Origin of the sequence: Anaerostipes sp. 992a, from assembly GCF_001940245.1 — a bacterium.
Classification (GTDB): Bacteria; Bacillota; Clostridia; order Lachnospirales; family Lachnospiraceae; genus Fimousia.
Genome location: NZ_MJIG01000003.1, coordinates 172,021 through 186,124 on the forward strand (window position 1 = coordinate 172,021; position 14,104 = coordinate 186,124).

At 37.0% G+C, this 14,104-nt stretch carries 11 protein-coding genes; all 11 read left to right on the plus strand.

Annotated features, from left to right (window positions below; translation table 11 throughout):
- Positions 1-4: 4 nt before the first annotated feature.
- Complete coding sequence (locus BHF69_RS02470; RefSeq protein WP_083650970.1) at positions 5-841, plus strand: carbohydrate ABC transporter permease; 837 nt, start codon at positions 5-7, stop codon at positions 839-841.
- Between the two features lie 29 nt (positions 842-870).
- Complete coding sequence (locus tag BHF69_RS02475) at positions 871-3,069, plus strand: alpha-galactosidase (protein ID WP_075669499.1); 2,199 nt, start codon at positions 871-873, stop codon at positions 3,067-3,069.
- A gap of 2 nt (positions 3,070-3,071) precedes the next feature.
- Positions 3,072-3,530, plus strand: coding sequence for a DUF6106 family protein (locus BHF69_RS02480; RefSeq protein WP_075669500.1), 459 nt, complete (start codon positions 3,072-3,074; stop codon positions 3,528-3,530).
- A 30-nt stretch (positions 3,531-3,560) separates the two neighbouring features.
- Positions 3,561-4,664: an ABC transporter ATP-binding protein gene (locus BHF69_RS02485; RefSeq protein WP_075669501.1), complete on the plus strand. Its 1,104-nt coding sequence runs from the start codon at positions 3,561-3,563 to the stop codon at positions 4,662-4,664.
- Between the two features lie 96 nt (positions 4,665-4,760).
- A complete protein-coding gene (locus BHF69_RS02490; RefSeq protein WP_075669502.1) occupies positions 4,761-6,602 on the plus strand; it encodes an alpha-amylase family protein in 1,842 nt (613 codons plus the stop codon).
- 63 nt (positions 6,603-6,665) lie between these two features.
- Positions 6,666-8,585 carry a BMP family ABC transporter substrate-binding protein gene (locus tag BHF69_RS02495; protein WP_075669503.1) on the plus strand — a complete coding sequence of 640 codons (1,920 nt, stop codon included), beginning with the start codon at positions 6,666-6,668 and terminating at the stop codon, positions 8,583-8,585.
- Positions 8,582-9,193 (plus strand): metallophosphoesterase family protein, encoded by a 612-nt coding sequence (locus BHF69_RS02500; protein ID WP_075669504.1) that lies wholly within the window; start codon positions 8,582-8,584, stop codon positions 9,191-9,193. The genes BHF69_RS02495 and BHF69_RS02500 overlap by 4 nt, the downstream gene beginning before the upstream one ends.
- A 49-nt stretch (positions 9,194-9,242) precedes the next feature.
- Complete coding sequence (locus BHF69_RS14520) at positions 9,243-9,368, plus strand: hypothetical protein (protein ID WP_278276959.1); 126 nt, start codon at positions 9,243-9,245, stop codon at positions 9,366-9,368.
- Between the two features lie 118 nt (positions 9,369-9,486).
- On the plus strand, positions 9,487-10,224 hold the full coding sequence (locus tag BHF69_RS02505) for a GntR family transcriptional regulator (protein ID WP_075669505.1): 738 nt from the start codon (positions 9,487-9,489) through the stop codon (positions 10,222-10,224).
- An 84-nt stretch (positions 10,225-10,308) separates the two neighbouring features.
- Positions 10,309-12,039, plus strand: coding sequence for a class I mannose-6-phosphate isomerase (locus BHF69_RS02510; protein WP_075669506.1), 1,731 nt, complete (start codon positions 10,309-10,311; stop codon positions 12,037-12,039).
- A gap of 233 nt (positions 12,040-12,272) precedes the next feature.
- Positions 12,273-13,871 (plus strand): amidohydrolase, encoded by a 1,599-nt coding sequence (locus BHF69_RS02515; protein ID WP_075669507.1) that lies wholly within the window; start codon positions 12,273-12,275, stop codon positions 13,869-13,871.
- Positions 13,872-14,104 lie beyond the last annotated feature (233 nt).

Sequence of the window (14,104 nt, forward strand, 5' to 3'; positions counted from 1 at the left end):
GCGCATGAATTCTTCATTATCAAAAAGTAAAAAACGAAGAACCGTAGGAATTTACATTTTCTTTATCATTGGTTCCTGTATTATGATTTTTCCATTTGTCTGGATGTTGTTAACCAGCTTTAAGACAGTGGGCGAAAGTATGCAGATTCCTCCTACAATCTTACCAAATTCATGGAGTCTGGATACCTATAAAGATGCTCTCAAGAGCTTACCATTCCTGGCACTTTATAAAAATACGATCTTGCTGATTTTCTGGCGTGTTGTATGTGCAGTTGTATTCAGTTCAATGGCTGGGTATGCATTTGCTAAGCTGGAATTTAAGGGAAAAAATATATTGTTTGCTATTGTATTGATGCAGATGATGCTGCCGTCTCAGATCTTTTTGATTCCGCAGTATAAGATGCTTGCAAAACTTGGTTTGACAAATTCTATTTTCGCATTAGTATTCCCAGGTCTGGTAAGTGCCTTTGGTACCTTCTTCTTAAGACAGGCCTATATGGGAATTCCAGACGAGATTGCGGAAGCTGCTCGTTTGGATGGATGTAATCAGTGGCAGATTTTTTCCAAGATTATGGTTCCACTAACCACTTCTTCTATGGCAGCACTGGGTATCTTTACAGCAGTGTTTGCATATGGAGATTTGATGTGGCCGTTGGTTGTTAACACAGATATTAATATGATGACACTTTCTTCTGGTCTCGCAACATTGAGAGGTCAGTTTAGTACCAATTTCCCTGTGCTGATGGCGGGATCCTTATTAGCGATGCTGCCAATGGTAATCATTTATCTGGTATTCCAGAAGCATTTGATTGAAGGCGTGGCTATGACCGGAGGAAAATAAAAAAATAAACGTAATTGGAGGCTAATAATATGGCAGTCAGATATTTTGAAGAGACAAAAACTTTTATATTGGAGACGAAGCAGACAACTTATCAGATGAAAATGGATCAATATGGTTATTTATTGCATTTATATTATGGTGAGAAGATAAAGGATCAGGATTTAGGATACTTGATTCAGCCGAAAGACAGAGGTTTTTCTCCAAATCCACATGAGGCAGGAAACGATCGGACGTATTCATTAGATGTATTACCTCAGGAATTTTCCAGCGATGGGTGTGGTGATTATAGAAAATCAAGTATTGAGATCAAAAATGGAGATGGAAGTACTTCTTTTTTGGGCAAAGTAGTGGGACATCGGATTTATTCAGGGAAATATGAATTGAATGGTCTGCCAGGAGTATTCCAGACAGAAAAGGATACTGTCGATACTTTAGAAATCTGTCTGCAGGACCAGGCCTCTAAAGTAATGGTGATTCTCTGTTACAGTGTTTTTGAAGAAAAGGACATGATCACAAGAACTGTAAGAGTAAAAAACAATGGCAGTAAGCCGATTTATATAAATAGAATCATGTCAATGATGATGGACTTTATGGATGCAGAGTTTGATTTTATTCATTTCAATGGAAGACATACCATGGAAAGAAATATGACCAGAACTCCAATTTCCTCTGGAGTACAGAGTATTGAAAGCAGCAGGGGAGCATCCAGCCATCAGCATAATCCATTTGTGATCATGTGCAGACCAACTGCAGATGAAGATCAGGGGGATTGTTATGGATTCTCTTTTGTATACAGTGGTAATTTCTTATGTGAGATTGAAAAGGATCAGTTTGATCAGACAAGGGTAGTATTTGGTATCAATCCTAGAGGATTTTCATACTATTTACAACCGGGAGAAAGCTTCGATGCACCTGAGGTTGTCTTATCTTATTCTGACCAGGGATTTTCTAAATTGTCTCACCAATATCATGATTTATATCGTGAGAACTTGTGCAGAAGTTCATATACCCATAAAGAAAGGCCGATTGTTATCAATAGTTGGGAAGCAACATATTTTGATTTTGATGACAAAAAGTTGTTAAATATTGCAAAAGAAGCAGTGGATATGGGTGTGGAATTGTTTGTTCTGGATGATGGATGGTTTGGAAAAAGGGATAGCGATGATTCAGGCTTAGGAGACTGGAGCGTGAATACTGATAAACTGAAAAATGGATTAGATGATTTTGTTCAAAAAATTAATAATCTTGGATTAAAGTTTGGACTTTGGATGGAACCGGAAATGGTATCCGAAGATAGTGATCTATATCGGAGTCATCCGGAATGGTGTCTGAAAATCAAAGATCGCAAGCCGACGAGAGGAAGATATCAGCTTGTATTGGATTTGTCCAGAAAAGATGTATGTGACTACTTGATCAACAGTATCAATAGCATTTTGGATGGCGCCAATATTGAGTATGTGAAGTGGGACATGAACCGAAATATGACAGACGTCTGGTCTTCCTATCATGGATATGAGCACCAGGGAGAGATCTTCCATAGATACATTTTGGGATTATACTATATTTTGGATCAGGTAATTCTCACACATCCAGATATCCTATTCTGTGGATGTGCCGGTGGTGGAGGAAGATTTGATCCGGGGATGCTTTACTATCATCCGGAAATCTGGTGTAGCGATAATACAGATGCCATAAATCGATTGAACATTCAATATGGAACTTCCTTTGGATATCCGATCAATACAATAGAATCACATGTATCTGTATGTCCAAATCATCAGACAGCCAGAACAACACCATTGAATACACGAGGAGTTGTGGCCATGGATGGGATTCTTGGATATGAACTTGATTCAACAAAATTATCCAAAGAACAAAAACAACAGTGTAGAGAACAGATTGATATTTATAAAAAGTATTATCACATTATTGCTTATGGTGATTATTACCGACTGACAAAACCTTATGATGCCTGCGGATATATGGCCTGGCAGCATGTATCCAAAGATCGGAAAGAGGCAGTGGCCAGTCTGGTGAAAACAGAGGTAGAATCTAATGAACCTCAAAAATATCTGAAATTAAAGGGATTAGAAGCAGATTGTTTTTATAAGATTCTGGGAAACGATGGAGTATATTCTGGAAAGGTGCTTATGAAAGCAGGAATCCCAGTTCCTGTCATGGAACAATATGAAGCTTGGCAATGTCATATCGTTGCTTTGGAGGTGTAATTTTGGGAGATGTCGTTTTAGAATGGACGGTACCGCATGTTTTGTCCAAACAACAACAGTTGATAAAAGCGATTGTGCTTTCAGCGGCCATCGTATTATTGTTTGATGCAATCTTTTTCATTGCATTGGCATTGATCTTTGTGGCAGCATTGGTGCTTGTTTATATTTTTGTAATTCGAAACTGGAAGTATGAGTATGAATTCGAATATGTAAATGGAGATATGGAGGTAGCCAAAATTATTCGCAAGGCAAAGCGTAAGACAGTTGATCGATTTCAACGAAAAGAAATTGATTATGTAAAAAAAGGAAGAATCCATGAGCAGGGGATTAATATTTTAGACTATACTTCTGGTCTTCCAAACAGAGATGTTTATAGTATGAAAGTGAAAAATCAGATGGTTTATTTTGAACCAATCGAGGAGTTTTTATTGGAAATGAAAAATTATCATAAGCTAAGATAATTTTTCAATCACAAGAATGGAGGGAAAAAGATGGCAAGGTTATCTTTAAAAAATATTTGTAAAGAATATCCCAATGGATATCAGGCAGTGAAAAATTTTAATTTAGAAATTGCGGATCAGGAATTTATTATTTTTGTAGGACCATCTGGTTGTGGAAAATCTACAACATTACGTATGATCGCAGGTTTAGAGGATATTTCATCAGGAGAGTTTAAAATTGATGATGTGTTGGTGAATGATATTGAATCAAAGGATCGTGATATTGCCATGGTATTCCAGAACTATGCATTATATCCACATATGACGGTATATGATAATATGGCATTTGGGTTAAAGCTTCGAAAAACCCCAAAGGCTGAAATCGATAAAATGGTTCGCGAAGCAGCAAGAATTTTAGATTTGGAACGTTTATTAGATCGTAAACCAGCAGCTTTATCCGGTGGACAGAGACAGAGGGTTGCTATGGGACGTGCGATTGTTCGTAATCCAAAGGTATTCTTAATGGATGAACCATTATCAAACCTGGATGCGAAGCTTCGTGTTCAGATGAGAACAGAAATCTCAAAGCTGCACAAACGTCTTGGTGCAACAATTATTTATGTAACCCATGACCAAACTGAAGCGATGACTCTAGGTACAAGAATTGTTGTTATGAAGGACGGAGTAATTCAGCAGGTCGATAGTCCACAGAATTTATATAATAAACCATGCAATGTATTCGTTGCTGGTTTTATCGGATCTCCTCAGATGAATTTTTTAGAGGCAGAATGTGTAGTGTCTGGAAAAAAAGCAGAATTAAAGATTGGTGATGTGATGATTACACTTCCGGAAGAAAAGGCAGAAAAACTGATCAGGGGCAAATACGATGGTAAGAAAGTCATTGCAGGAATTAGACCAGAGGATGTTACACTTGCAGCAAATAATGCGAAAGATAATGTGTTGCAGTGTACGGTAAATGTATATGAATTATTAGGTTCAGAAGCATATCTCTATACAGAATCTGGAACAAATCAGCTTACAGCAAGAGTAAGTTCAGCAACTGATATTAAAGCAGGAGATACCGTTACCTTTGAACTGGATACTACGAAGATACACGTATTTGATAAGGAAACGGAAGAAACAATTACAAATTAAACTTAGTATACCATGATATTCTCTCTGAAAGGGCCAGGTCATTTGAAATGGCCTAGCCCTTTTCATGCATTATAAATAGTTGGAGGAATATGTAGAATGAAAGAAATGGAATTATTTAGACAAAGATTTGAAAAAAGAAAAGAAGAGTTGGAATGGCTGTATATGGAGCTTTATGGAACGAAAGGATTGTTTCAGGAGTTATGTCAGCAGCTGGAAGATTTTTATAAGGACAGAAAAAAGGAATTAAAGACCATAGACAAATATCGGGAAGAACATCTAGATTGGTACAAAAGCAATGACATGCTTGGCATGATGTTTTACATAGATAATTTTGCAGGTGATATGAATGGCGTAAAAAAGAAGTTGGATTACATTGAAGAAAGCAACGTTAATTATATTCATCTTATGCCATTTTTAGATACGGTAGAGGGGCGTTCCGATGGAGGATATGCGGTAGCAGATTTTCGAAAGGTCAAGCCTGAGCTGGGCACCATGGAAGACCTTGAGAAATTGACAGAAGCCTGTCATAAAAAGCAGATCAATGTGTGTATGGATTTTGTTATGAACCACACTTCAGAGGATCATATATGGGCCCAAAAAGCAAGACAGGGTGAAAAAGAATACATGGATCGGTATTTTTTCTATCCAGATGATACAATTCCCCGACAGTTTGAACAAACAGTTCCACAGGTCTTTCCAACAACAGCTCCCGGTAATTTTACATGGCTTCCAGATGCTAAACAGTTTGTAATGACAACGTTTTATCCATATCAATGGGATTTAAATTATGGAAATCCAGTCGTTTTCAATGAAATGATGTATAACTTCCTGTTTCTGGCTAATAAGGGAATGGATATTATACGAATCGATGCAGTGCCCTATATCTGGAAAGAGTTAAATACAACCTGCCGCAATCTAAAGCAGGTGCATACTATTGTCCGTATGATGAGAATTATCAGTGAGATTGTCTGCCCAGGTGTTCTTTTGTTAGGAGAGGTTGTAATGGAACCGGAGAAGGTAGCACCTTATTTTGGAACGGTGGAAAAACCAGAATGCCACATGTTATATAATGTGACTACTATGGCAACAACGTGGCATACGGTAGCAACGAGAAATGTACGCTTATTAAAAAAACAATTAGACATTGTCAATGCTCTTCCAAAAGACTATGTATTCCTGAATTATCTTCGTTGTCATGATGATATTGGATGGGGATTAGATTATGCAACGCTTGGCGAAGAGGGAATTGGGGAGGTTTCTCATAAGTATTATTTAAATGATTATTTTCAGGGGTATCGTGGCGCAAGCAACAGTCGTGGTGAATTATATAATTTTGATCCGATCAGCGGAGATGGACGTTTCTGCGGAACGACTGCATCCATGTGCGGTATTGAAAAAGCAGGATTTGAAAAAGATCCGGAAGCTATGAAAAAAGCAATTCAATTGGATCTGACTTTACATGCCTATATGTTTATGCAGTCTGGAATTCCTATCATTTATAGTGGAGATGAAATTGGACAGGTAAATGACTGGACGTATAAAGAGGACCCTCATAAAGCAGAAGATTCCCGTTATATCCACCGAGGAAAGATGAATTGGGAAAAAGCAGAGTTAAAAGAGGAGATTACTACTGTTGAAGGACAGATTTTCCAAGGCTTAAAACAATTAGAAGAAATCAGGAAAACAGAAAAGGCTTTTGTATCGAATGCAGATGCATGGACCATAGAAACATGGGAACCTGCAGTATTATGTATCGGAAGATATTATGAAGGAGAGAAAATAATCGGAATTTTCAATTTCAGTGAATATGATAAGACTGCATGGATTAATGAAACAGATGGGGATTATATCGATCTGATGACAGGAAAGGTGAGAAAAGCATCCGGCGTAGATATTCCAGCATATAGTTTTTATTATCTTAAAAAAAAGAAAGCTTAGGGGAATTGTGACTACAAGGAAAGATGCACTCCGTATTATGCCAATGAAATAAGAGGTAGAAAGATGGTTGTAAAGGAATATGAGAAGGCCAGAAAGCTGGGATTAAAGGAAGTACGAAAGCATACAAATTGTGGGAAATATCCATATTTGCCTGTGCTGGATGATTTGTTGGAGCATGTAGATATTATAAAAGAACAGAATCTGGGATTAGTAGAGATTCCATTGAATCAGATTATGGGTACCAAAAGTCGTGGAAGGACTAATGCATTTTCCAGTAATTTTATGCCTGTTTTAGAAAACGATACAGAGTTTGCTATTAAATGGATGAATCTCTACCAGTCTCATCTAAATGAAGGAATTCGTGATCCAATACAGGCTTACGAATTTATGAACTGCTTTTATATTCGGGAAGGTAACAAACGAGTGAGTGTCATGAAATACTTTCATGCAGACAGCATACTTGGGAACGTGATCCGTCTGGTGCCGAAGAAGGATGGAACAAAGCAGTCAGAAATTTATTACGAATTTCTGGAGTTTTATCGGCTGACGAATATTAATTATGTTAATTTCTCAGAACTGGGCTGTTATCAGGTGCTGTTAAAGCATGTGGATTCCAGCATGGATATATGGACTCTGGAAAAGCGAAAAGATTTTAAAGCTTGCTTTGATCGTTTTTCCATTATTTTCGAGGAACAGAAGCTAAACCGCTATTCTCTTACAAATGCAGATGCTTTTTTGATTTACCTAGATTATTACGGATATGAGAATATATTGACAAAGACGCAAAAGGAGCTTAAGAATGAGATTTTAAAGCTTCAGGAAGATTTCGATTGTTTTCCAGATCATCGGAAGGTGAATCTGAAAATGAATGCAGATAGTTTTAAATCGGGTGGTGTTATACGAAATAATCTGAAATTATCTATAGCGAAGCTTAAAATTGCATTTCTTTATGAAAAAACACCACAGACATCCAAGTGGACATATAGCCATGATTTGGGAAGACAGGCGATTTCACAGGAATATGGAAGCAGGGTGGAAACCTATCCATATTACAATATACAGACATCGTTCGATGGCATTAATGCAATGGAAGAGGCAATTCATAAGGGGTGTACGTTGATTTTTACGACGACGCCACGAATGTTGAATGCATGCATGTCTATTTCTGTAAAATATCCCAATATAAAGATACTAAATTGTTCGCTGAATACTTGTTACGGACATATTAAGACTTATTATGGAAGGCTCTATGAGGCAAAATTTCTTCTGGGTATCATAGCAGGAATTATTGATCATTCTGGAAGAATTGGTTATTTGGCTGATTACCCTATTTATGGTTCGATTGCTAACATTAATGCATTTGCTTTAGGAGTTCAGATGGTAAATCCAGAAGCGAAGGTTTACCTTCACTGGTTTACAGAAAAAGAGAAGAATGCGGAAATGGAATTAAAGGCAGATCAGATTTCAGTGGTTTCAGGATATGACAGCATGATTCCCAACAGCGACCATATAAGATTTGGACTTTATGATTTCCATCATCAGGAAGAGAGTCCAGTTGCGCTGACCTTATGGAATTGGCAGATTTTCTACTCTAAAGTAATCCAGTCGATTCTGAATAATACATGGAAAAAAGAAAAATTGAAACCAGGTGAAGCAATTAATTATTGGTGGGGGATGAATGCAGGTGTTATTGATATTTTGTTATCCAGTAGATTACCATATGGAATCCGTCATTTGGTAGAAAGTCTGAAAGGATCAATACAAAATCGAATCTTGTATCCTTTTTCTGGAGAAATTTATGCACAGGATCATATTTTGAAAAACAGGGATGGAAATAAAATGACCGCTCAGGACATTATGACAATGGATTGGCTGGCAGACAATGTTGTAGGAAACATCCCATTGAAAAAGGAATTAACAGGGGAAGCAAAGATTCTTCTAGAGGTGCAGGGGATTCGAAAGGAAGACAGGAGTCGATTATGAAGATATTAGTAGTTGCAGATGTGGAATCGAAAGCTTTGTGGGAATTTTATGAGCAAAATCGACATACTTCTCCTGATCTGATCTTATCTTGTGGAGATTTGGACGCGGATTACCTATCGTTTCTGACGACCATGTATCATTGTGATGTGTTGTATGTTCATGGAAATCATGACAATGATTACGAAAAAAATCCACCAGAAGGATGCATCTGTATAGATGATGATCTGATCAATTATAATGGAATTCGGATTCTTGGACTGGGAGGATCTATGAAATATAATTTAGGTCGTTATCAATATTCAGAAAAACAAATGAGGAGAAGGTATTGGCGTCTTTGGACAAAGATTCAGAGATATCGTGGATTTGATATTCTCTTGACTCATGCACCAGCTAAGGGATTGCACGATGGAAAAGATATGCCTCATCGAGGATTTCAATGCTTTTTAGATATGATTGAGCGATATAAACCAAGATATTTTGTTCATGGTCATGTACATATGAATTATGGGTATGGCATGGTGAGAAAAGATCATTATCGGCAGACAATCGTAGTAAATGCATATGAGAAATATAGTATTGAATATGAGAAATCGCTAGATAAATCTTGAAAAAAGAAGTTTAATGGTATTGTTATAAAAACCAAAGGAAACAGTTGTTATGAAAACAGCAGCTGTTTCTTTTTGGTTGTTAGGCTTTAAGCCTGTTCCTCAAAGTTTCGTTTCTCAGGCAGAGAAACGAAACTTTGAGGAACAAAGAAACCATCGGCTCAGCCCAACATCATAAACTTAAGAGAAGAATTAGTGAGAATGAAAACGAATTTTCTCGTAAAAGGATTGATTTTTTCTTTAAAAGAATATATTATAATGTTATAACAATGAAAGAGATAAAAACGAGGTGAAAGATGAAAAAATTAGATGATTCTAAGGGTGCACCTCCATTGTATTTACAAATTAGTAATATTTTAAGAGAAAAGATTATTAAACAAGAATATGAATATGGGGATCATATTCCAAGCGAAAAGGAAATACAAGAGTTATATGGCGTTAGTCGTATTACTGCAAGGCAGGCTATTCAGGAACTTGAACAAGATGATATGGTGAAACGCGCCAGGGGGAAAGGAACGATTGTCACTTTTCAGCCATGCATTGACGAATATTTGAATACAATTCGAAGTTTTACAGATGAGATGAAAGAACGAAATCTGGAACCAGGATCAAAAGATGTAAAGATTTCTTTAAAAAAAGCAAATGCTTTTTTGGCAAAAATATTTTCGGTGGAAGAAGGAAGTTTCTTATATTTTCTTGAAAGAGTTCGAACAGGAGATGGTAAAGAAATCGTGTATTTTCAATCCTATTTCACATTAGACACAAATCTCCCGTTGAATGGAGAAGAAAAAATTGAAAGTGCATATGCAATTTTAAGAGAAAGAGGAATTGTTCCAGTTCATGTTGATGAACAATTTGATTGTTTAATGCCGTCATTAAATGTGCAAAAAAAATTAGGAATGACAAAAGGAATTCCTGTTTTAAGAAGACGGCGTGTATCATATAATGATATGGGAAAGGCGATAGAATATACAACAGGTTATTATCGAGGAGATCGTTATACGTACCATGTAGTGATGGAATTAAAAAAATAATAGCAAAGAGGAAAAGATTGTTGAAACAATCTTTTTCAATAATACTAAATGATATAACATTATAATGATAGGAGGTATGACACTATGGCAAAGTATGATAGATATCCTGAGACTAAAATTGAAAATTACCAAGGTGCATGGGCAGGATATGAGGCAATTGTCACAGAATTAAGAAAACATATTGGAAAAGGAAAGAAAACAGTTGTTATTGAAAGCTATATAGGAATTGATAATAATGAAATTTGCAAAAATCTGATTGAGTCGTTACAGCCAGAGAAGATTATTTTTGCAGATGATCTTGCATTTGATACAGAAAAAATCAATCAAATGGTAGAACGTGATCTGATTCCGGAAGATAGAGTTTTTGGACTTCTGACACATTATGAAATAAGAGATTTTTTTGATTCAAATGTACTGAAAAAGACAAAAGAGGAAATAGATCAGATTGAAGGATTAACAGTTATTTATGGTACAGGTGCATCTCTAATTACAAAAGGCGACATATTGATTTATGCAGATCTTGCAAGATGGGAAGCACAGATTCGCTACCGTACTGGTGGAACTAACTGGAAGATTGAAAATTCAGAAGAAGATATTCTGAAAAAATATAAAAGAGGATATTTCTTTGAATGGAGAATCAGTGATAAGTTAAAGCAACAATTACACTCATCCATTAATTATCTGCTAGATACTAATCGTAAAAATGATCCTGCAATGGTATCTGGAGAAGATTATCGCCATGGACTGGAGGTAGTTGTCTCCCAGCCATTTCGTGGGGTTCCATATTTTGATGCAAGTGTATGGGGCGGAACCTGGATGGAAGAAAAATTTGATTTAGAACATATCGATAAGAATTATGGATGGGCTTTTGATGGTGTGCCAGAAGAAAACAGTTTATATTTAAAATATGGAGATGTGAGGATTGAGGTACCTTCGATCAATGTGGTACATCAGTATCCAGATGAGTTATTAGGACCAAAAGTGCATAGTCGATTTGGAAAAGAATTTCCGATTCGATTTGATTATCTGGATACAATGAATGGAGGAAATTTAAGTCTTCAGGTACATCCTTTGACAGAATATATTCAGGAAAAATTCGGGATGCATTATACACAAGATGAAAGTTATTATATTTTAGATGCAGATGAGGGAGCAACTGTTTACCTTGGAGTGAAAGAAAATATCAAGTTAGATGATATGGTAAATGATTTAAAAAAGGCACAAGATGGAGAATATATTTTTCCAGATGAAAAATATATCAATTGCTTTCCAGCAAGAAAACATGATCATTTTCTGATTCCAGCAGGAACAGTACATTGTGGAGGGACTGGTGTCGTTGTATTAGAGATCAGCGCAACTCCATACATCTTTACATTTAAACTTTGGGATTGGGGAAGAATAGGATTAGATGGAAAACCAAGACCGGTACATATTGAACATGGAAAAGAAAATATTCAGACAAATAGAGATACTAAGTGGGTACAGGAAAATTTAATTAACAATGTACAAATAGTAGATGAGCAGGAAGGACATAAAGAAGAAAGAACTGGTCTTCATAAACTGGAATTTATTGAAACTAGGAGACATTGGTTTAATGAGCCCATTGTTTTATCTACTAAGGAAAGCGTGAACATGTTAAATTTGATTGATGGGGAAGAAGCTGTAGTAGAAAGTATAGATGGAAGTTTTACTCCATACGAAGTACACTATGGAGAAACCTTTATCATACCAGCACATATTGGTAGATATCGAATTGTACCAAAATCTCCTCAAGACAAGAAACTTGCAATTATGCAGGCTTATGTAAGAGCATAAAAATGAAAAGAAGGCAGTTGTTATGAAAATAGCAGCTGTCTTCTTTTTTCTGACGGAGTTTCGAAACGGCATTTTTACGCCAAAACAGGGAGAGTATATGCCAAAGAATATTTCTTGCTTCCAATTGAAGAATCTTATACAATATCAGTAAAAAGTAAAGATGATTAGAAATACGCCAGATTCAACATTCAATCCATGAAGATGACGGATCGTGGCTATCATGGAGGGCTTTTATGAAGAAATTGTATTATGGAGGGACTATTCTTACCATGGTCCATAAGGGTGACTGTCCAGAGGCACTCATAGAAGAAGAGGGAAAAATCTGTTACGTGGGAAGCTACGAAAAAGCAAAGAAGATATGTGGGGAGCAGGGTCAGGAGATTGATCTGAAAGGCAAAACATTAATGCCAGCATTTATTGATCCTCATAGTCATTTTTCCCAGGTGGCGCAAAGTGTCCAGATGTGTGATTTATCGGAAACAGAGAGTTTTTCTCAGATTGCAGAGAGTTTAACTGAGTATATAGAAAAAAATCATATGGATGCTACAGGAGTCGTATTTGCGAGTGGATATGATCATAATTTTTTAGAAGAGGAGGTGCATCCGGATAAAAAGCTGTTGGATGAGGTTTCTGACCAGATTCCAATCTATATTTCTCATGCATCTGGTCACATGGGTGTGGCCAATTCTGCAATGCTTCAGTTATCAGGGGTTACTGATGATACAGAAGATCCAAAGGGTGGCAGATTCGGACGATATGAGGATGGAAGTCTGAATGGATATGTGGAAGAGACACCAGCACTTATGAAAATTCTCATGCCGGCAATGGCGAGAATGAAGGGTGATCTGATGGTACAGATGGAAGCAGCCGAGAAGCTTTATCTTAAGAATGGAATTACCACAGTGCAGGAAGGTGCGGCTATGGGGCAGGCTATGCAGATGTTGGCTTCCTATGGAGCCACAGGGCGGCTAAAGCTGGATGTTGTAGTATATATTTTGGCAGATGACTATGAAAAGACCGTAGCACAGTTCAGTGAGTATAATGGAATTTATAAGAACAGGGTGAAAATTGGAGGTGCTAAGGTCATCTTAGATGGTTCCCCGCAGGGAAAATCGGCATGGCTTTCTATGCCATATGAAGGGGAAGAAAGTTATTGTGGATACCCAACTCATGAAGATAGTTATGTGGAAGAAGTCGTATCCAATGCAGTAAAGGGTGGATATCAGATCCTGGCTCATTGTAATGGAGATGCGGCGTCAGAACAGTTTATCCGAAGTATTGAAAAGGCCTATGAGAAGCAGGAAGGGGCAATCGATGCAGATCTGCGGCCAGTGATGATTCATTGCCAGACAGCAAGAAAGGATCAGATGGAGCGTATGGCAAATTTACACATCATACCATCTATTTTTGTTGGGCATACGTATTATTGGGGAGATATTCATCTAAAAAATTTAGGTCCGATCAGAGGGGCTGCGATCAGTCCGGTACGGACAGCGCTGGATCTTCATATGCCGTATAATTTCCATCAGGATGCACCAGTTACAAAACCTAATATGCTTCATTCTGTATGGTGTGCAGTCAATCGAAGGACACGAAGAGGACAGTCTATTGGACAGGAACAGTGCATTGATGTGTACGATGCGTTGAAGGCGATTACCATCCATGGCGCTTATGAATACCACGAAGAGAAGCAGAAAGGAACATTGGAAGCAGGAAAGCTGGCTGATATGGTAATTTTAGATAGAAATCCTATGGAAGTTCCCAAACAGCAGATGAAAGATATCACAGTTTTAACGACTATAAAGGAAGGAAAAGTTGTATATCAGGTATAGCTTAGTGGGGCGCCAGACCTTCGCGGAGTGTCAATTTGAATAAGATAAAATTTTAACAAGAAAAATGGCAGAAGAATGATAATGCTTCTGCCATTTTTCTTGTTTTTATCTTGTATTTTGGAGAAAAATCCTCTGTATTTTCATTCCAGGGAATATTTGGGAGTTTTAATTGTTACAAAAATAACAAAATAAAATTTCGCAAAAAAAATATTGACAAAATAAAATTTCACGGT